The organism is Flavobacterium sp. RSP15 (assembly GCF_003968755.1).
In the GTDB taxonomy this organism is placed as follows: Bacteria; Bacteroidota; Bacteroidia; order Flavobacteriales; family Flavobacteriaceae; genus Flavobacterium.
Genome location: NZ_RYDL01000009.1, coordinates 37,963 through 57,637, shown reverse-complemented (window position 1 = coordinate 57,637; position 19,675 = coordinate 37,963). Strand labels below are relative to the sequence as shown.

Annotated in this window: 17 protein-coding genes; 10 read left to right on the top strand and 7 right to left on the bottom strand. The window is 35.9% G+C overall.

From position 1 onward, the window contains the following. Positions 1 to 24: 24 nt before the first annotated feature. The 5 genes from EKM00_RS10555 to EKM00_RS10535 form a co-directional block, all read right to left on the bottom strand. Complete coding sequence (locus tag EKM00_RS10555; RefSeq protein ID WP_126516136.1) at positions 25 to 2,484, bottom strand: sodium-translocating pyrophosphatase; 2,460 nt, start codon at positions 2,482 to 2,484, stop codon at positions 25 to 27. A 112-nt stretch (positions 2,485 to 2,596) separates the two neighbouring features. After that, positions 2,597 to 3,127: an inorganic diphosphatase gene (locus tag EKM00_RS10550; RefSeq protein WP_126452987.1), complete on the bottom strand. Its 531-nt coding sequence runs from the start codon at positions 3,125 to 3,127 to the stop codon at positions 2,597 to 2,599. A gap of 107 nt (positions 3,128 to 3,234) precedes the next feature. Beyond that, the gene (locus EKM00_RS10545) at positions 3,235 to 3,837 is read right to left on the bottom strand and encodes a DNA-3-methyladenine glycosylase family protein (RefSeq protein WP_126516135.1); all 603 of its coding nucleotides are present in this window, start codon (positions 3,835 to 3,837) and stop codon (positions 3,235 to 3,237) included. Positions 3,838 to 3,936: 99 nt separating this feature from the next. Then, positions 3,937 to 6,423 (bottom strand): DUF5686 and carboxypeptidase-like regulatory domain-containing protein, encoded by a 2,487-nt coding sequence (locus EKM00_RS10540; RefSeq protein ID WP_126516134.1) that lies wholly within the window; start codon positions 6,421 to 6,423, stop codon positions 3,937 to 3,939. A 221-nt stretch (positions 6,424 to 6,644) separates the two neighbouring features. Next, positions 6,645 to 7,625, bottom strand: a complete 981-nt coding sequence (locus EKM00_RS10535) for a pyruvate dehydrogenase complex E1 component subunit beta (protein ID WP_091255586.1) — start codon at positions 7,623 to 7,625, stop codon at positions 6,645 to 6,647. A gap of 310 nt (positions 7,626 to 7,935) precedes the next feature. Between EKM00_RS10535 and EKM00_RS10530 the strand changes: the two genes are divergently transcribed. The 5 genes from EKM00_RS10530 (at position 7,936) to EKM00_RS10510 (ending at position 12,829) form a co-directional block, all read left to right on the top strand. Beyond that, a complete protein-coding gene (locus EKM00_RS10530; RefSeq protein WP_126452978.1) occupies positions 7,936 to 8,682 on the top strand; it encodes an electron transfer flavoprotein subunit beta/FixA family protein in 747 nt (248 codons plus the stop codon). Positions 8,683 to 8,784: 102 nt separating this feature from the next. After that, positions 8,785 to 9,765, top strand: a complete 981-nt coding sequence (locus EKM00_RS10525; RefSeq protein ID WP_126452975.1) for an electron transfer flavoprotein subunit alpha/FixB family protein — start codon at positions 8,785 to 8,787, stop codon at positions 9,763 to 9,765. Between the two features lie 138 nt (positions 9,766 to 9,903). Continuing rightward, positions 9,904 to 10,533 carry a bifunctional nuclease family protein gene (locus EKM00_RS10520; protein WP_126452972.1) on the top strand — a complete coding sequence of 210 codons (630 nt, stop codon included), beginning with the start codon at positions 9,904 to 9,906 and terminating at the stop codon, positions 10,531 to 10,533. A gap of 153 nt (positions 10,534 to 10,686) precedes the next feature. Further along, the gene (locus EKM00_RS10515) at positions 10,687 to 11,991 is read left to right on the top strand and encodes a metal-dependent hydrolase family protein (RefSeq protein WP_126452969.1); all 1,305 of its coding nucleotides are present in this window, start codon (positions 10,687 to 10,689) and stop codon (positions 11,989 to 11,991) included. 13 nt (positions 11,992 to 12,004) lie between these two features. Further along, the gene (locus EKM00_RS10510; protein ID WP_126452966.1) at positions 12,005 to 12,829 is read left to right on the top strand and encodes a thymidylate synthase; all 825 of its coding nucleotides are present in this window, start codon (positions 12,005 to 12,007) and stop codon (positions 12,827 to 12,829) included. A 22-nt stretch (positions 12,830 to 12,851) separates the two neighbouring features. On the opposite strand, the gene EKM00_RS10505 is transcribed toward EKM00_RS10510, so the two are convergent. Next, positions 12,852 to 13,148: an isoamylase early set domain-containing protein gene (locus EKM00_RS10505; RefSeq protein WP_126516133.1), complete on the bottom strand. Its 297-nt coding sequence runs from the start codon at positions 13,146 to 13,148 to the stop codon at positions 12,852 to 12,854. A gap of 238 nt (positions 13,149 to 13,386) precedes the next feature. Here EKM00_RS10505 and EKM00_RS10500 point away from each other — a divergent pair, with 238 nt between their 5' ends. The 4 genes from EKM00_RS10500 to porT all read left to right on the top strand — a co-directional run bounded on the left by EKM00_RS10500 (position 13,387) and on the right by porT (position 16,252). Further along, entirely contained in the window at positions 13,387 to 13,719 is a 333-nt protein-coding gene (locus EKM00_RS10500; protein WP_126452960.1) for a 2TM domain-containing protein, read from the top strand. A 12-nt stretch (positions 13,720 to 13,731) separates the two neighbouring features. Beyond that, entirely contained in the window at positions 13,732 to 14,214 is a 483-nt protein-coding gene (locus tag EKM00_RS10495) for a dihydrofolate reductase (RefSeq protein ID WP_126452958.1), read from the top strand. Positions 14,215 to 14,814: 600 nt separating this feature from the next. Further along, positions 14,815 to 15,546 carry a bifunctional demethylmenaquinone methyltransferase/2-methoxy-6-polyprenyl-1,4-benzoquinol methylase UbiE gene (gene ubiE / locus EKM00_RS10485; RefSeq protein WP_126516132.1) on the top strand — a complete coding sequence of 244 codons (732 nt, stop codon included), beginning with the start codon at positions 14,815 to 14,817 and terminating at the stop codon, positions 15,544 to 15,546. 1 nt (position 15,547) lies between these two features. Further along, the gene (gene porT, locus EKM00_RS10480) at positions 15,548 to 16,252 is read left to right on the top strand and encodes a type IX secretion/gliding motility protein PorT/SprT (protein ID WP_199734643.1); all 705 of its coding nucleotides are present in this window, start codon (positions 15,548 to 15,550) and stop codon (positions 16,250 to 16,252) included. Between the two features lie 53 nt (positions 16,253 to 16,305). On the opposite strand, the gene EKM00_RS10475 is transcribed toward porT, so the two are convergent. Next, a complete protein-coding gene (locus EKM00_RS10475; protein ID WP_126516131.1) occupies positions 16,306 to 17,031 on the bottom strand; it encodes a TrmH family RNA methyltransferase in 726 nt (241 codons plus the stop codon). A 37-nt stretch (positions 17,032 to 17,068) separates the two neighbouring features. Between EKM00_RS10475 and tamL the strand changes: the two genes are divergently transcribed. Next, entirely contained in the window at positions 17,069 to 19,636 is a 2,568-nt protein-coding gene (tamL, locus tag EKM00_RS10470; RefSeq protein ID WP_126516130.1) for a translocation and assembly module lipoprotein TamL, read from the top strand. The last annotated feature ends 39 nt before the right edge of the window (positions 19,637 to 19,675 follow it).

Here is a 19,675-nt window from a genome sequence, read left to right as displayed (position 1 = left end):
CATTTTTTATTTACAAGATATTGATTACTTTAAAGCATCAATCTTAGCCTGAACTTCGGCATCAGTTCCTTCAAAACTTTGAATGTCTTCTTTACCGTTAATATTAGTTTTAATAGTTGCTTTTACTTCTCCATCAACATTGGTTTTTTCTATCGTAACTTTTTCCGAAACCATTTCAGTTACTGCTGCGGAAGCATTCATAAATCTACACGTTTTACTGTCACATCCTTTAGCAAGACACTCTTCTTTAGATATTGAAGTACACATTTCAGAAACAGCACAACAAGCGGCTTTATTAGCCAATGTATGATTGCCACTACCTAAAATTGGTGCAATAACAAGTCCTATCAAACACGTCAATTTAATTAAAATATTCATTGATGGTCCAGAAGTATCTTTGAACGGATCTCCAACAGTATCGCCAGTAATGGCCGCTTTATGCGCATCAGAACCTTTATAGGTCATTTCACCATTAATAAGAACTCCCGCTTCAAAAGATTTTTTAGCGTTGTCCCAAGCACCACCGGCATTGTTTTGAAAAACAGCCCAAAGCACACCCGAAACGGTAACTCCGGCCATATAACCCCCTAACATTTCGGCGATTAGCTGGTTGTTGTCTCCGTAAACTAATTTGCCAAGCAAAACAATTGCAATTGGAAAACCAATTGTCAATATTCCCGGCAACATCATTTCGCGCAATGCAGCTTTCGTCGAAATATCAACACACTTAGCATATTCCGGTTTTCCGGTTCCTTCCATAATTCCGGGAATCTCCCTGAACTGACGACGTACTTCATACACCATGTCCATTGCGGCTTTCCCGACAGAATTCATCGCTAATGCCGAGAAAACTACAGGTATCATGCCACCCACGAATAGCATTGCTAAAACTGGTGCTTTAAAAATATTGATTCCGTCAATTCCTGTAAAAGTTACATAAGCCGCAAATAAAGCTAGTGAAGTTAATGCTGCCGAAGCAATAGCAAATCCTTTTCCCGTTGCTGCTGTTGTATTTCCTACGGCATCTAAAATGTCGGTTCTTGTGCGTACTTCTTTAGGCAATTCGCTCATTTCAGCAATTCCACCGGCGTTATCCGATATGGGTCCAAAAGCATCGATTGCCAATTGCATGGCCGTTGTTGCCATCATCGCTGAAGCAGCTAAAGCCACACCATAAAATCCTGCTAATGCGTAGGAAGTCCAAATTGCAGCTGCAAATAATAAAACCGTTGGAAATGTAGAAATCATTCCGGTTGCCAATCCTGCAATTACGTTTGTTCCTGCTCCAGTTGAAGATTTTTGAACAATTGCCATAACAGGTTTTGTACCCAATCCTGTATAATACTCAGTTACTGACGAAATGAGACCACCTACTGCCAGACCAACAATTGTAGCATAAAAAACACGCATGGATGAAATTTCTTTAGTTCCTTCTCCAAAAAAATCCATTTTCATGGTTTGTGGCAACATGTATTGTACTAAAAAATAGCAGGCAATAAGGGTTAACCCTATTGAAAGCCAGTTTCCCCTATTTAAAGCGCTTTGCACTTGCGCTTCTTTTGCATTATCATCTGTAATTTTTACCACCATTGTTCCGATAATCGAAAATAAAATACCAAAACCAGCGATTGCCATTGGCAATAAGATAGGTCCTATTCCTCCAAAAGCATCTTGAATAGTTCCGCCCATGTCTTTGATTACATAATTTCCTAAAACCATGGCCGCTAAAACAGTTGCGACATAAGAACCAAATAAATCAGCTCCCATTCCGGCAACATCGCCTACATTATCCCCTACATTGTCCGCAATTGTAGCCGGATTACGGGGATCATCTTCCGGAATTCCAGCTTCTATTTTCCCTACCAAATCAGCTCCAACATCGGCAGCTTTGGTGTATATTCCTCCACCAACTCTAGCGAACAAGGCTATTGATTCTGCTCCCAGAGAAAATCCGGCTAATGTTTCTAATACAATGGTCATGTCTTCCGCAGAAGTCCAAACGCCATTCATAAAAAAGTGAAAAAAGAAAATAAAGAAAGTGGTCAATCCTAAAACAGCCAATCCCGCAACCCCTAATCCCATTACGGTTCCGCCGCCAAAAGAAACTTTTAGAGCTTTAGGCAAACTGGTACGGGCGGCTTGTGTGGTTCTAACATTGGTTTTTGTTGCAATTTTCATTCCCATGTTCCCAGCTAAAGCCGAGAAAAAAGCACCAAAAACAAAAGCAACCACTATTAATATGTGTGTAGTAGGAACGAAAAAAGAAATTCCGGCTAAAACTATGCTGGCTCCAATGACAAAGAACGTCAACAACCTATATTCTGCTTTCAAGAAAGCCAAGGCTCCTTCGTAAATGTAATCCGAAATCTCTTTCATCTTACCATCACCCGGATCCTGTTTTAATACCCATTTTCTTTTAGCAAACATAAATGCCAGTCCAATAAATGCCATCGCAATAGGCAAATAAATCATAATTGTATTCATAATTTCGGTTTGGTTTTTGGTTAAAATTAATAGTGTAACAAAACGAATTTAAACAAAAAAAGCAACACTCTTAACAGAATGTTGCTTTTTTTGTAAAAATTATGGCGTAAAATTATTTAATACTAAACAATCCCTCTGGTTTATTCTCAATTTGATTAAATCGCTCCGTACACTCTGCGATAATTGCATAGGCTTCATTTACATCTCCCCAGCCGCCTACATCTACTTTCTTGTTTTCAAGATCTTTGTACACTTGAAAAAAGTGTTCAATTTCTTTTAATAAATGTGGATTCATGTCTGACAGATCATTCAATGAATTCCAGATTGGATCTGAAACCGGTACACAGATAACTTTTTCATCCGGTCCTTTATCATCCGCCATGTGGAAAACACCAATGGGTTTTACTTCCATAACACAACCGGGAAAAGTAGGTTCGTTTACCAAAACCAATACATCTAATGGATCGCCGTCTAAGGCTAATGTTTCCGGAATAAATCCGTAATCCGCAGGATACATCATTGACGAGAATAACATTCTGTCAAAACGCATTCTTTTTATTTCGAAATCATATTCGTATTTATTTCTACTTCCTCTTGGTATTTCGATTAAGACATCGAAAGTTGTTAATTTGTCTGCAGTCATTTTAGTTTTTCTTTTCTATATTTTATGGTTGCAAAAATAAGTAAAGAATCCCTTTCAACAATGAAAAATCTATGTTATCTCTTGATTAAATTTTAAGAGACAGCACTTTAGTAAAAAACGGTTCTATTTCTTTTCTTTAAATAATAATGCCATAAAAGATAGGTTGCAAAAGAGCGATACGGACTCCATTTCAACGTATGAACTTGCATCTCATTTTTGTCGTGAATATCCAGTAATTCCTTGATTGTGTGTACAACGGCAATATCGCCTAATGGCAATAAATCAGGCTCTTGCAGACAAAACATTAAATAAATATCGATGGTCCAGTTTCCTATCCCTTTGATTTTGATGAGTTCTTCGCGCACTTGCAGAGCCGTTTTGGCTGGCAAACTTTCTAAATCAAGTTCTTTATTTATTAAGGCTGTCGCCAAAGCTTTGATATAAGACGTTTTTTGACGGCTTACGCCAAGATTCCTAAACTCAGCATCCGATACGAGAAGAAGAATTTCCGGTGTTACCGTTTTTAGAGTAGTTTTTATTTTTAAAAAAGTGGCTTTAGCGGACTCTATCGATACTTGTTGCTCTAAAATCAACAATACCAGAGTCTCAAAACCTTGCGGTCTTTTAGGAATAACAGGCATTCCGTATTGTTCAATGATTGCTTTGAAAATAGCATCTTTTTCTAAAAGGTAGTCGATGGCTTCTTGCATAATCTGATGTTTTTTTAGCCCGGATGGAAACGGCATCCTTTTTATAAGGCAATTTTTATTCGCCTTATAAAAAGATATAGTGTACAGCCGGAATAGCTCCTAAAAATTAAACCCAAACGACCCTTTAACAGTAAAACGATTCGTTTCTGGCACGTTGAGATAATTGGCACGCCAGGCGAAATCAATACGGAATACTTTGAAGATATTTCCAATACCAGCACTGTATTCCCAATAGCCTTTTTCAGGTGCATTGTAAACTAATCCAGATGCGTTAATGGCTCTATTTTCATCTGAAATACTTCCATAAACGCCTTTTATGGAAATTAATTCTCTCCAATTGAGTTTGCGCATGAACGGTATTCTGGAAAAAATACGCCCGTTAAAATTGTGATTCCACTGTAAAGTAGCATATTGATCCGAGACAAATTCATAGAAATTAAGGTTGCTAAACGTATTTTCTATGGTAAAATAGGTTTGGTTTCCTGGAATTACACTCAACAATCCCAATGGCACTTTCCCAAAGGTTTTACCCACTTCTACAATGATATTTGTTCTTCCTAAGGGACCAATAATAATGGGTTGTTTATAATACAATTGCAGCTTATCGTATTTGAAATCACTGTTTAAAAGTCCTTTGAAGCCGTGACTGTAATTAACAAAAAAGCGACTATAAGGACTGTCTACATTACTTCTTTCTACACCAAAACCAATTGTTTTGCGTTTTGGAGAATATTCAATTTGAAAGTTTGCTTCAGATTGTTTGACATCGCTTTTTGTAATTCCATTGGCGATATCCGTGTAATAGTCCAGACTAAATGTGGGCGACGCAGACTCGAGTGTGCGATAGGAAATTCCCGCTTGCAATACTAAATTTTTAATAGGCTCCATTTCTATTGCCATATTAGTCAAATTGATGTTTGTTAGTTTCCCATTACTACCTGATGAAAACACTGCTGAAGAAGCAAAACTTCTGCCTAAAATATCGTTTGTAGTTGTTAAACTAGCTCCTATTTGCTCAATGTCTCGCCTATTTCCTCCATATAAAATGATCCTATTTTTCTTATCGACCATCCATTTTCCGGAAAATCCGTATTTAAATTTGTCATCATCAAACCCATACGCAGTATACGCCTGAATGCGCCAAGGATCGTTAGGACCAAAATAGGTTCTTCCTCCTACTCGCAACCGTACACCCTCTACTTCATTGTATCCAAATGTAGAAAAAACAGGTCCATAATCGAAATTTTTGAACTCTACATATCCACTTCCTAAAATAGAAACCGTACTATATAATTGCTTGAATCGGTTTACTGTTTGCAACGTATCAAGCATTTTATAAACGCCTAATTCATCCTTACTTAAATTCTCAAATCGATTTTCATTCCAGTATTCCTCGGTTTTTTTATAGACTTCGTCATCCATATAATTGACTTCGGCTTTATAAAAAGCAACAGGCAATACTGTATTGAACTGATGATTCCGGTAAAAACTAGTTCTTTTTCCATAAACACCTTTCGAATTTTCTTTTTTGTTCAAAGCAAAGTCAGACATCAAATAATCCTTGGTCAACAAGAAAACCGAGTCACTGACTACTTCAAATTCCTGCTCTAAGTAAATATCTTTTACCCAGTTGATATTGGCACTTTTGGTCACTGCCATATTGATTTTCTTGATGGCAAATGTGGAATCATTCACCCAAAAATCTCCTTTGAAAGTCAATTCGTTTTTTCGTCTTGGATAAAAAACAATATTATAGCACCATTTATCATCAATATACGAACTGTCTTTCAGTACATAATTGTAGACATCAATTCCTGTTTTAGACAGCGGACTTGTAAAGCTTTTGTCAAAAAAAGTCAAGTAATTATTGTAGATATTATAATCTGAATACAAGTCTTTTATAAAAGATAAAATCTGTTGATTTCCATCAAATCCGGACGTTTTATTGGCTTTAATTTTTTCTTTTACCTTATTTAATTTGTTGTCTCCATAAACATCATGGAGTGATTCATTTATAAAAATAGGCAAATAGGTTTTCCCGGTTACTCGGGACGTATCCATTTGATCGAATATAAATTCCATCCCTTTAAAAAGTTTGCTTTTCATAAAAGCACTGTCAATAGAATTCATATCAAATTCTATTTTCTCGTACTTTTCCATCTGGTATTGGTCAAACTGATACAACCCGTTTTTACGTTTCCTTTCCCAGATTTTCCTCAGAATATCGAGCGCAGGATTGTCCTTTTTTGATGTTTTTCCGGCAAAAACCACTACTTCGTTTAAACTTTCGGCTTCATTCAACTGAATTTTGAAATTATAATTTACCGGTTTATCTAAGTAAATTTCTTTTTCAGAAAACCCAACGGAGGATATGAGTAAAGTAGTATATGTTTTTTTGGATTCTAGGTAAAACTTACCGTCCTCATTAGTCACAATTCCTTCACTGGAACCTTTGAAAACTACATTGGCAAATGGAATGGGCAGGTTGGATTTATCAACCACAACACCACTCACTTTTGTTTGCGCAAAACTAGTAGTTGCTGAGACCAACAACAAAAGCAGAAACAATAAGAGATTCTTTTTCATATGTAGATAATATTTGTTTTTGTAGGAATATGGTATCGCCAGATCTTAATTGGTGTTTGAGACAGCTTCTGTCATGGCGCTTTCATAGTCATTCAAAAAAAAACTTCATCAAATTAAAGAATTGATGAAGTTTCAAATATAGTTAATTAAGACCGCAGGATTAATTGATTATTAAAAAACGGGTTATTAGCCCTTATTCCAACTCAAACGATTCCAACTGACTATTTTTTATACAGTACTTTTTTAACCGCTTTTACTACATCACCAGCATTAGGCAACCATTCTTTCAATAAAACCGGAGAGTACGGCGCTGGCGTATCTGCAGTCGTAATGCGTTGAATAGGCGCATCCAAGAAATCAAAAGCACGTTCTTGAACAATATAGGTAATTTCAGAAGCCACACTTGCAAAAGGCCATGCTTCCTCAAGAACTACTAATCTATTTGTTTTTTTAACCGATGTTAAAATCGTCTCATAATCCATAGGACGTACAGTTCGCAAATCGATAATTTCACAAGAAATTCCTTCTTTGGCTAATTCATCCGCGGCAATGTGTGCTTCTTTGATGATTTTTCCAAAAGAAACAATTGTCACATCCGTACCTTCACGCTTGATATCAGCAACTCCAAGCGGAATTACATATTCGCCATCTGGAACTTCACCTTTATCCCCATACATTTGTTCAGATTCCATGAAAATCACAGGATCGTTATCACGAATAGCCGCTTTCAACAAACCTTTGGCATCATAAACCGTAGAGGGAACTACCACTTTAAGACCCGGAGTATTCGCAAACCAGTTTTCTAACGCTTGTGAGTGCGTTGCTCCTAATTGTCCTGCCGAAGCTGTTGGACCACGAAAAACGATTGGCACATTAAATTGTCCACCCGTCATCTGACGCATTTTGGCAGCATTATTTATGATTTGGTCAATACCTACTAAACAAAAATTGAACGTCATGTATTCCACAATCGGTCTGCATCCATTCATGGCTGATCCTACTGCAATACCAGTAAAACCAAGCTCAGCGATAGGAGTATCAATGACTCTTTTCTCGCCAAATTCAGCCAGCATACCTTTAGATGCTTTGTAGGCACCATTATATTCTGCAACTTCTTCACCCATTAAGTATATGGACTCATCGTGACGCATTTCTTCACTCATCGCTTCGCAAATGGCCTCTCTAAATTGTATCGTTCTCATATTTTTTTATATTTTGTCCTCCTGAGCGCAGTCGAAGGATAATTTTCGAAAAGCAAAAATAAATATTTAATATCATTTAAAAGCATAAATTACTCTAAATTAATTCAGGATTTATAGCGATAATTTTCAGGAGCTATTTCCGGCTCTCCGCTGTATCTTCCTGTGGCTAAAGGAGCCACAAGAAGGATGCCGCTGCTATCCGGGCTACGAAAACGTAGTAGTTCTGTAAAATATTATGCATGCATAGTATATTATTCAAATTAATATTTTAAATTTGTAAAAGAAATTACGAATAATTAAATATATCAGTATGAAAATATTAGTTTGCATCAGTCACGTTCCTGATACTACTTCAAAAATTAACTTTGTCAACGGCGATTCTGAATTTGACACCAATGGAGTTCAATATGTAATCAATCCAAATGACGAATTTGGTTTGACACGCGCTATTTGGTTCCAAGAACAACAAGGCGCAACGGTTACTGTTGTAAATGTTGGAGGTCCAGAAACCGAACCTACTTTAAGAAAAGCGCTGGCAATAGGCGCTAACGAAGCCATTCGTGTGAACGCAACTCCTACTGACGGATTTTTCGTAGCCAAACAACTTGCTGAAGTAATTAAAAACGGAAGTTACGATGTAATCATTGCCGGAAAAGAGTCTTTAGACTATAATGGCGGAATGGTTCCTGGAATGATAGCCGGGATTTTAGGATACAACTTCCTTAATTCTTGTACAAGTCTTACTGTTGATGGAACTAATGTAAAAGCAGTTCGTGAAATTGATGGTGGAAAAGAAACCGTTGCTACAACTTTACCATTAATCATTGGAGGACAAAAAGGTTTGGTGGAAGAAAAAGATTTGCGTATTCCAAACATGAGAGGAATCATGACTGCAAGAACAAAAGCATTAACAATACTGGAGCCTGTTGACGCTGCTGTGAATACAAAAGCAGTAAAATTTGAAAAACCAGCTCCTAAATCAGCCGTAAAATTGATTGCTGCTGACAATTTAGATGAATTAATCAATTTATTACATAACGAAGCAAAAGTAATCTAACTGTCATAAAGCGGAATGTCAAAAGTCAAATGAATAGAAGTTTACACTAATTTCCCTTTTTGACTTTAGACTTTTAAACTTTAAGACTAAAATAAAAAAATCATGTCAATATTAATATACGCGGAATACGCTCCCGACGCTTCGGGAGGAAAATTTAAAAAAGTAGCATTCGAATTGGCTTCCTATGCAAAAAAAGTAGCCGAAAGTCTAGGAACCACTGTTACGGCTGTAACCGTAAATGCTGGGGATGTTTCTGAATTATCAAAATACGGAGTAGACAAAGTATTAAAAGTAACCAACGATAAATTATCCGGGTTTACTGCAAAAGCATACGCTGATGTGATCAAACAAGCCGCCCAAAAAGAAAACGTAAAGTTAGTTTTACTTTCATCCACTACAGACAGTATTTATCTTTCCTCACTTGTTGCAGTAGCTTTAGAAGCCGGCTATGCGTCAAATGTGGTTGGATTACCAGTTTCAACGTCGCCTTTTCAAGTAAAAAGAAATGCTTTTTCAAACAAAGCGTTCAATATCACTGAAATTGCCACAGACGTAAAGGTACTTGGGCTTGCCAAAAACTCGTATGGAGTTTTTGAAACACCTTCAACATTAACCGAGGAAGATTTTAACCCAAATATTGGAGAAGCTGATTTTGGTGTAAAAGTAGAATCAGTTGAAAAAGTTTCTGGAAAAGTTTCAATAGCTGATGCGGATATTGTAGTATCGGCTGGACGTGGATTGAAAGGTCCGGAAAACTGGGGAATGGTAGAGGAGTTAGCAACTGTTCTTGGCGCTGCAACTGCTTGTTCAAAACCAGTTTCTGATTTAGGATGGAGACCTCACGGAGAACACGTTGGGCAAACAGGAAAACCGGTAGCTACAAACCTTTATATTGCAATTGGAATTTCAGGAGCGATTCAACACATTGCGGGAATCAACTCTTCTAAAGTAAAAGTGGTCATCAACAGTGATCCCGAAGCGCCTTTTTTCAAAGTAGCGGATTACGGAATTGTAGGTGACGCGTTTGAAATTATACCGCAATTGATTGAGAAGTTTAAAGCTTTCAAAGCTCAGAATTCATAAATTATAGCATCCCATTAATTTAAATGCTACTTAAAAATAAGATATTTGTATCTTTGCTTTTAAGTAGCATTTCTTTTTTATAATTGCTGCTTGATTTTTATTAAAAAAAGTACCTCGTACTTTCCCATTACATCAATTATGAGCTTAGTTAAACTATCTATAAAAGGAATTTCATACAGTCAAACTCAAAACGGAGCCTACGCATTAATCTTGAATGAGGTTGACGGAGAACGAAAATTACCCATTGTCATTGGTGCTTTTGAAGCCCAATCCATCGCTATAGCATTGGAAAAAGAAATAAAACCACCACGTCCTCTGACCCATGATTTGTTCAAAAACTTCGCAGAACGATTTGACATTGTAGTCAAACAAGTCATTATTCACAAACTTGTGGACGGTGTTTTTTATTCGAGTATCATTTGCGAAAGGGATAAAATTGAAGAAATTATTGATGCCCGAACTTCAGATGCCATTGCGTTAGCATTGCGTTTTAACGCACCTATATTCACTTACAAAAACATTCTGGACAAAGCCGGAATTTATTTAAAATCAAATCCTTTAGATCCTAATAAAGACTCGCAGGAAATTGACGATGTACTTTCTAATCCGGACACTTTTGGTCGTGAAGAAGAAAGCAATCAATCCGGAGAAACCTATTCTAAACACAGTCTACCGGAATTAAATGAATTGTTAGATCAAGCCGTGTCGCACGAAGATTATGAGAAAGCCGCAAAAATTAGAGATGAAATCTCAAAGAGAGAACTGTAATTGTACCCATTTTTACTTTCCGTAGGATTGAAATAAAATCAGATTGTTACTAAATTTCAAAGGATTGAATCGCTTGTTTTTGAATAAATACACTTAAATTCACCAAAAACACTTAGTACCATGTTTCTTTTATAAAATTGATAAAAATAAGCTATGAAAAAAAACCACTTTCTACTTCTCGCAACATTATTTATTTGTTCAGCTGCCTCATCCCAAGACTATTATCTGCATTGTGGAAAAATTTTAAATACACTATCAGGTAAAGAATTAACAAACCAAACGATCATTGTTTCTAAAAACAAAATTACAAAAGTACAAGAGGGTTTTATCGCTAAAGTCAAGCCTGAAGACATTGAGATCAACCTGAAAAACAAATATGTTTTACCGGGTCTTATTGACTTACATGTTCACATAGAAGGCGAACATGACACTAAGAGCTACATGTCAAAATATATAGACAACGAAGCTGATGTTGCATTTCAAGCCGTTCGATGTGCCGAAATCACTCTTCTAGCCGGATTCACTACGGTGAGGGATTTAGGTGGAACCGGAGTAAATATCTCCATAAGAAATGCCATCAATAAAGGAATCGTAAAAGGTCCCCGAATTTTTACTGCCGGAAAATCAATTGCTACAACAGGCGGTCATGCAGATCCTACTAACGGAAGCAACCGAAAACTGGTAGGCGATCCAGGTCCACATGAAGGCGTAATCAATTCTCCAGAAGAAGGAGTAAAAGCAGTGAGAGAGCGTTATAAAGAAGGAGCTGATGTTATTAAAATTACAGCTACAGGTGGTGTTTTGAGCGTGGCAAAAAGCGGTAAAAATCCGCAGTTCTCTCTAGAGGAAATTAAAGCCATCACCACAACAGCCAAAGATTACAACATGCTCACCGCTGCCCATGCCCATGGCGACGAAGGAATGCAAAGAGCCATATTGGGCGGTATAAAAACCATTGAGCACGGCACCTTTATGAGTGAAGAGACAATGGAATTAATGAAAAAATACGATGCTTATTTAGTTCCTACCTTAACGGCTGGAAAAGAAGTAGAAAAAAATGCAGAAATTACTGGTTTTTATCCTGACATCGTAGTTCCAAAGGCCAGAGAAGTTGGCCCACAACTGAAAGCTACTTTTGCCAAGGCGTATAAAAAAGGAGTCCAAATTGCTTTTGGAACTGATGCCGGCGTTTTTGCTCATGGTACAAATGCAAAAGAATTTGGGTATATGGTTGAAGCCGGAATGCCTGCATTAGCCGCGATACAATCAGCAACGATTACGAATGCTATGTTATTAGGGCTTGAAAATGAAGCAGGTCAAATCAAAGAAAACTTTTTGGCAGACATCATTGCAGTGGATGAAAATCCTTTGAATGCGATCAAAACTCTGGAAAAGGTCGTATTTGTAATGAAGGACGGAAAAGTATATAAAAACGAACAACCGCTTACCGCACAATAGAATCATATAGACAATGAAGCAATATTTAGATTTAGTACAACACGTAATGGAAAACGGTTGTCAAAAAGGAGATCGTACGGGAACCGGGACAAAAAGTGTCTTTGGTTACCAAATGCGTTTTGATTTAAATGAAGGTTTCCCGATGGTAACTACTAAAAAACTACACCTAAAATCCATTATCTACGAATTGCTTTGGTTCTTAAAAGGAGACACAAATATTAAGTATCTTCAAGAAAACGGCGTTAAAATTTGGGATGCTTGGGCTGATGCCAATGGAAATTTAGGGCCTGTTTACGGCCACCAATGGCGCAATTGGAATAGTGAAGAAATTGATCAAATATCGGAATTAATTAAAGAGTTAAAAACGAATCCTAACAGCCGCAGAATGCTGGTTTCAGCATGGAATCCATCGGTTCTGCCTGACACGACAAAATCATTTGACGAAAATGTAAGTAACAATAAAGTTGCCTTGCCGCCTTGTCATGCGTTCTTTCAGTTTTATGTTTCTGGGGGTAAGCTATCTTGTCAGTTGTACCAGCGAAGCGCTGATATTTTTTTAGGAGTTCCTTTTAATATCGCTTCGTATGCGTTACTCACCATGATGATTGCGCAGGTTTGTGATCTAGAACCTGGTGAATTCATTCACACTTTTGGCGATGCACATATCTATAACAACCATTTTGAACAACTGGAATTGCAATTGACCCGTGAGCCAAAACCATTACCAAAAATGATTTTAAATCCCAATATAAAAGACATCTTTGCGTTTGGTTTTGAAGATTTTACCCTTGAAGGCTATGAACCTCATGCCACGATAAAAGGAAGTGTTGCGGTATAAAATAATAAAAAACGGTGTTTAGCTATACTACTAAAACACCGTTTTCATTTCTAGCAAACGCATTCCATTTGAAAGAATCTGCTTCTGGTTCATTGACAAATACTCCGTCGATAACGTATTTGAATTCGTAAGCAGCGTCTTTGGCTAGATCAAATACTCCCTTGAAAGTTCCGTTTTTTAATTTGCTTAAAGCCCCTTCAGCAACATTCCAATTATTGAAATCACCCACAACAGAAGCATGACTTGCTGCCTTTGCCGCTACTGAAAAAGTAACTTTACAAACTGGCTTTGTTTTTATAAATTGTTTTTTAATCGGCATAACATATTCATTTATAGGTTTATAAAACAAAGTAAATGAAATATATTGAAGTTTCAATAGCCCTTGTAAAGTTTTAATGGAATACCGTAAACTATGTTAATTTTTGATAAATTCAATAATTTAAGTGATTGTAAATTTACTATTCAAAAATCAGAAAACGTTTTCTGGTGAAATAATCCCGAAGCAAAATAGTGACTTTGCAAAATAAATTTTACCTTTATAAACTAAAATCAGGGCGATGGAAAAAGAATTACACGAACAATATGAATATGCAAGACGAAGAATAAAACAAAAGAAACGATTATATTTTCATTTTGTTCTTTTTGTTTTGGGAAGTTTATTGCTATTTGTTGCTCATAATTTCCTTGACAGTACGGTAGTCTCGTATTGGTATCTTTGGATTATTACAATATGGCTATTCCTTTTTATTTTGCATTTTATAAAAATTTTCATCACGGATCGATTTATGAATAAAGATTGGGAAAGAGAACAAATTGACAGACTTGTAGTTTTGCAACAAAGGAAAATAGAGCAGCTACAATCCAAAATAGCAAATGACGAACCTAAATAATAGTATGAAATTATGATTATAATGATTGCAGCGGCAGCTGAGAATAACGCATTAGGAAAAGATAATAAGATAGTGTGGCATTTACCAAATGATTTTAAAAGATTCAAGATGCTAACTTCGGGGCATCATATCATCATGGGGCGAAAGACGTTTGAAAGCTTAGAAAAACCGTTACCCAATAGAACACATATTATTATCACGAGACAGCAAAACTATAAAGCTGATGGATGTATAATAGTTGCAAGTATGGAACAAGCTCTTGAATCTTGTCCAAAAGAAAAGGACTCCTTTATTATAGGCGGTGGTGAAATTTACGCTTTAGGAATGCCTTACGCCGATAAATTAGAAATTACCAGAGTCCACGAGAGTTTTGATGTTGATGCTTATTTTCCTGAGATCGATAAAAAGAAATGGAAGATTGATGCAACCGAGTTTAATGCAAAAGATCAAAACCACAAATTTGATTACACTTACGAAACATTCGTCAGAATATAAAATTAAAAAACATCCCAATTTAGGGATGTTTTTTTTTAACCATTGATTAAGAGCAATGACCTAGTCTTGAAACAGTATTTGATAAACTAATATAAAAATTACAAACACTAGTAACACTCCAGAAACGAAGATTATAATGTTTGATGTTTTTTGAGAATACATCTCAAAAAAGCCTTTAATACCAAATACCACGAAGGTACTAAAGACGAAAAAAATTAAAATTTCCAAAAACAAATTTAATCCTAAGAACGTATGTTGCGCTTTAACTACAATACTGCCTTGTAAAACAGCATTTTCAAAACAGCTAACAAGAACAAATGAGATAAATAGCGCTAAAAATATCCATTTGATTAGGTTCACTGACTCTTTTTTAATCATTTAATATGGTTCTTTCTTGAGTAACAAATTTGTGCAATAAAAATGGGAGATACAATACCCACTTTTAGTGATATTTCAAATAAAAAAAGGGGTCTTATTTTAATGAACTTAGTCTTATTTAGTTTGCAAAAAATCATTCCGGCACATAAAACAAAACTTACTTCTAATTTAAAGAACTCGTTTTTAGTTCATCCCGTTTGTATTATATTTGCATAAAAAAAAATGTCAGAAAAGATAACTCCTTATAAAGGTTCTGCCTTAGGTAAAAAAGAACAGGTTGCTCAAATGTTTGACACCATTTCAGGCAACTATGACAAATTGAATCGTGTCATTTCTTTTGGAATTGATATAAAATGGCGTAAAAAAGTTTTGCAGATGGTTGCTAAATCCAATCCAAAAATAATTCTGGATATTGCTACGGGCACCGGAGATTTAGCGATTTTAATGGCACAAACCAATGCTGAAAAAATCATTGGCTTAGACATATCTGCCGGAATGCTAAAAGTTGGCGTCCAAAAAATTGCTGCCAAAAACCTTACTGCTACTATTGAAATGATTTTGGGCGACTCAGAAAACATGCCTTTTGAAGACAATTATTTTGATGCGATTACCGTTGCTTTTGGTGTTCGAAATTTTGAAACGCTGGAAAAAGGATTAGCTGAAATTTTAAGAGTTTTAAAACCAAATGGTGTATTTGTAATTTTAGAAACGTCAGTGCCAGACCAAACGCCTTACAAACAAGGCTATACTTTTTACAGTCAAAACATCCTGCCTTTGATAGGTAAATTATTCTCTAAGGATAACGTTGCCTACGGTTATTTATCTGAATCAGCTGCCGCTTTTCCTTATGGTGAGGCGTTAAACAATATTTTAAGAGAAATTGGGTTTATAGATGTTGTAGCATTGCCGCAAACCTTTGGTGTGGCCACCATTTACTCAGCTTCTAAAAAATAACATGAAAAAAATAATTGCCTTACTCTTTTTTGCTTTTATTCTAAACGGATATGCCCAAAAGTCTCGAACTATTTTCAGCAGAGATCCCATTGTTAATTTGGAAAATTTTCAAAAAAAGAAAGTTTATTATGGCTTTTACTTAGGATTCAATTCCTATGATTTTAAAATTGATTATAAAACAAAAGGTCCTGATATACTGGTCAAAAAAACAACCGGTTTCAATGTGGGAATTGTTGGTGATGTAAAATTACAGGAATACATTAACTTGCGATTTGAACCTGGATTGTATTACACAAAAAGAGACTTGTATTACCCTAATTTTTCAAACAGCGGCGATGCGCTTAGAGAAGTGAACAGCACGTACATTCATTTTCCTTTATTGTTGAAATTTTCCTCCCTAAGAACGGGCAATATTCGCCCCTATTTAGTGGGAGGATTATCCGCTACTTTAAACTTATCCAGCAACTCTAAGTTGATGGATGATAATTTGCAGCAACGATTTCGGGTTAAATCATGGACTACTAATTATGAATTGGGTTTTGGAATTGACCTTTTTTCAGAATATTTTATATTTTCGCCTTCCATAAGAGGTGTTTTTGGACTTAATGACGAACTAATTAGAGACAATGACCCCAGCAGTCCTTGGACAGGAAACATTGAAGCCTTAAAGACCAGAGCCATTTTAATTAATTTTACTTTCCATTAAAAAGTAGTTTGGCCGTTTTAAGTTCTCCCGTAAACTATGACTGCGCGTTGCTATCAGCCTCTACAAAACTCACTTAAGACAATTGCTGTTGCTGCAGCTACATTTAGACTTTCCGTTTTTTGAAGATTCCCAAAACGAGGAATTGTGAGTCGGTTGTGGACCCCTTTTTCAAGAGCTGGAGAAATTCCATTAGCTTCATTCCCCATGATAATAATTCCCTGTTGAGGAAGAGTTGCTTTATAAATATTTTCTCCATCCATGAAGGTTCCAAAAATTGGAAATTTTGTCTGCGATAAAAAAACATTCAAATCAACATAATTTACATTCACCCTAGCAATGGAGCCCATTGTTGCCTGAACCACTTTTGGATTATACAGATCCACCGTTTGCTTTGAACACAAGACTTGTTGTATCCCAAACCAGTCACACAAACGCAATATAGTCCCTAAATTTCCAGGATCCCGAATAGAATCAAGCGCTAAAATCAAACCGGTTTCAGTAATTGATTTTTCTACTGGCATCTTAAAAACGGCTAAACACGTATTCGGAGTAGCTAATGCGGTAACTTTTTTTAAATCGTTTTCTGAAATAATGGTTTTTTTTTCTTGGCTTACCGAATCAAAATCATTTTGGGTGGTAAACAAATGTTCCAATTCAAAATTAGAATCCAATAGTTCCTGAATTCCTTTGACACCCTCGGCAAAAAATAATTTATTAGCTATCCTATATTTTTTTTGCTGCAAACTCGTTATAAGTTTTATTTGGTTTTTACTAACCATAAAATAATGTACTTTTGAATTAAATATTTTAGAACACTTGAAAAAAATTTCTACAAAAATAACTGCATTTATTGTAATTGCAATACTAATTTGCGCTTGTGACGCTGTAAAAAGAGTTCCTGACGGGAAATTACTGCTTACAAAAAATGAAATTGAGGCCAATGGCAAATCCATTAAGGAGGAAGCTATTTTTAATCAGTTGTATCAAAAACCAAACAGTACCTTGCTGGGCTATCGTTTGCGCTTGAACCTTTACAATCTTGCCAATCTAAATCCAGATTCAACCTATCAGGCTAAGTTTGCTAACAACCCCGAAAAATACAAAAGACAATCCAAATGGCTGTCTGAAAAACAAGTCAACAGACTAGGAAAGTCTTTTTTATATTATGGCATCCATAATTTTTTAAAAAAAACAGGAGAGCCTCCTGTAATTATCGACAAAGAAAGAGCTGACAAATCAGTATTGCGATTGAAATATTACTATTTCAACAATGGCTATTTTAATGTAAATGCAAATTACAACATAGACACCCTGAGCCTTAAAAAAGCTAAAATAAAATACGCCATAACGCCCGGAAATGCCTTTTTCCTAGATACTTTAAAAACCACTATTTTAACTCCAACATTAGACTCTTTATACCAAACCAATAAATCCAATACCTTTCTAAAATCAGGCAATCAGTACAAAACAGAAGATTTTGAGAATGAAAAAAACCGAATTACCACTCATTTTAGAAATAACGGAGCCTATTATTTTCAGTCCAACTACGTTACTTTTGATATTGACACGATTAACAAAGTAAATCAAGCAAATATAAACCTGGTCATTAATAATTATTCGTACCAAGATCAGGATTCTAGCAAAACGGTGCCTTTTAAAATTTATAAAATAAGTGATGTAAATATTTATACGGACTATTCCTCAGAGAATAACAACCGGACTATTACAGATAGTACAACCTACAAAAACTTCAATTTATACAGCCATCAAAAATTAAAATACAAGCCTCGCGCCATCACGAACGCCATATTCATTACGAAGGGAGGTTTATATGCTGATTACAAAACAGTCTTGACCACACGCTACCTAAACAACCTCAAAGTATTCAACTACCCCTCTATACAATATGAAGTTGACAAAAGAGACAGTACAGCACAATCGCTGATCGCTAAAGTATACCTGACTCCCCGAAAAAAATATAGTTTTGGGACTACACTAGATGTTACCCATTCTAACATTCAGGATTTTGGTATCGGATTGAGTGTTTCAGAAACAATCAGAAATGTTTTTAATGGTGCTGAAACACTGGAAATTGCAGCCCGTGGCAATATAGGTTCCTCACAAGATCTTGCCAATCCAAATAATAATTTTTTTAATGTATCCGAGTACGGGTTGGATTTAAAATTAAATATTCCTAGAATTTTCATTCCCTTTAGCACTGAAAAAATCATTCCAAAAAGCATGATTCCCTCCACACTAATCACAGTCGGTTTCGCAAAACAAAGAAATCTGGGGTTAGACAAAGAAAATTTCACAGGAGCACTATCGTACAATTGGACTCCAAAAAGAAACCATACTGCCCGATTTGACCTGTTCAACACCCAGTTTGTTCGCAATCTAAATCCCAATAATTATTTCTTTGTTTACAACTCTTCTTACAGAGCATTGAATGCCATAGGGAAGCAATACAACACCAACCCTAACTACTATAACAATGATATCGATAGGGATTTAGTCATTGAAAGAGGCACAACTGGATTTACCCGTGATGTCTTATCAGGAAATGCGAGTTTCTTAAAACCATTAGAAAATGCTGATATAGAAAGTGTAAAAAGCATTGAGGAAAGAAGACTCCGACTTACGGAAAACGATTTTATACTCGCTACAAGTTTTACGTTTTCAAAAACAACAAAGAAAGACTTATTAGACAATGATTTTTATCTCTTTAGAACAAAAATAGAATCAGCGGGAACACTATTGTCAGCTTTTGCAAAAACGACAAATCAAAAAGAAAATGTCACCGGTAATTATGAGATATTTAATTTAGAATACTCTGAATACCTAAAAACAGAATTTGAATACATCAAACATTGGGATTTATCTAAAGAAAAGATCTTTGCCTTTCGATCCTTTTTTGGTATTGCAGTCCCATTTGGTAATTCAAATTACATTCCTTTTTCTAGGAGTTATTTTTCTGGGGGCTCAAATGACAACCGAGCCTGGCAACCATACAGCTTAGGCCCCGCGAGTAGCGGAGCTGTAGATGATTTTAATGAAGCCAACATGAAAATTGCCATTAGTGGTGAATTTAGATTTAAAATATTAGGCAATTTAAAAGGGGCCCTTTTTGCTGATGCCGGAAACATTTGGAACGTATTGGATAATGTGGTGGATGAGAAATCAACATTTACCAGTTTCAGCGACTTAAAAGACATTGCATTAGGCACGGGATTCGGCCTTCGATATGACCTGAGTTTTTTTGTAATTCGTTTTGATTTAGGATTTAAAACCTATAATCCTGCCAACGAAACCCGTAAAAGATGGTTTCAAGAATATAATTTTGGAAACTCTGTTTTAAATTTTGGAATAAATTACCCGTTCTAATGCTAAATAATTCTTATTTTTGCAAAACTAAAAACTAAA

What these genes read in the sequence shown, in the direction of transcription:
- EKM00_RS10550 (WP_126452987.1), bottom strand. Translation starts at nt 3,127, where the DNA reads ATGACTGCAGACAAATTAACAACTTTCGATGTCTTAATCGAAATACCA.
- EKM00_RS10475 (WP_126516131.1), bottom strand. Translation starts at nt 17,031, where the DNA reads ATGGTTAGTAAAAACCAAATAAAACTTATAACGAGTTTGCAGCAAAAA.
- EKM00_RS10555 (WP_126516136.1), bottom strand. Translation starts at nt 2,484, where the DNA reads ATGAATACAATTATGATTTATTTGCCTATTGCGATGGCATTTATTGGA.
- EKM00_RS10525 (WP_126452975.1), top strand. Translation starts at nt 8,785, where the DNA reads ATGTCAATATTAATATACGCGGAATACGCTCCCGACGCTTCGGGAGGA.
- EKM00_RS10540 (WP_126516134.1), bottom strand. Translation starts at nt 6,423, where the DNA reads ATGAAAAAGAATCTCTTATTGTTTCTGCTTTTGTTGTTGGTCTCAGCA.
- EKM00_RS10530 (WP_126452978.1), top strand. Translation starts at nt 7,936, where the DNA reads ATGAAAATATTAGTTTGCATCAGTCACGTTCCTGATACTACTTCAAAA.
- EKM00_RS10535 (WP_091255586.1), bottom strand. Translation starts at nt 7,625, where the DNA reads ATGAGAACGATACAATTTAGAGAGGCCATTTGCGAAGCGATGAGTGAA.
- EKM00_RS10505 (WP_126516133.1), bottom strand. Translation starts at nt 13,148, where the DNA reads ATGCCGATTAAAAAACAATTTATAAAAACAAAGCCAGTTTGTAAAGTT.
- EKM00_RS10510 (WP_126452966.1), top strand. Translation starts at nt 12,005, where the DNA reads ATGAAGCAATATTTAGATTTAGTACAACACGTAATGGAAAACGGTTGT.
- EKM00_RS10520 (WP_126452972.1), top strand. Translation starts at nt 9,904, where the DNA reads ATGAGCTTAGTTAAACTATCTATAAAAGGAATTTCATACAGTCAAACT.
- ubiE (WP_126516132.1), top strand. Translation starts at nt 14,815, where the DNA reads ATGTCAGAAAAGATAACTCCTTATAAAGGTTCTGCCTTAGGTAAAAAA.
- EKM00_RS10515 (WP_126452969.1), top strand. Translation starts at nt 10,687, where the DNA reads ATGAAAAAAAACCACTTTCTACTTCTCGCAACATTATTTATTTGTTCA.
- porT (WP_199734643.1), top strand. Translation starts at nt 15,548, where the DNA reads ATGAAAAAAATAATTGCCTTACTCTTTTTTGCTTTTATTCTAAACGGA.
- EKM00_RS10495 (WP_126452958.1), top strand. Translation starts at nt 13,732, where the DNA reads ATGATTATAATGATTGCAGCGGCAGCTGAGAATAACGCATTAGGAAAA.
- EKM00_RS10545 (WP_126516135.1), bottom strand. Translation starts at nt 3,837, where the DNA reads ATGCAAGAAGCCATCGACTACCTTTTAGAAAAAGATGCTATTTTCAAA.
- EKM00_RS10500 (WP_126452960.1), top strand. Translation starts at nt 13,387, where the DNA reads ATGGAAAAAGAATTACACGAACAATATGAATATGCAAGACGAAGAATA.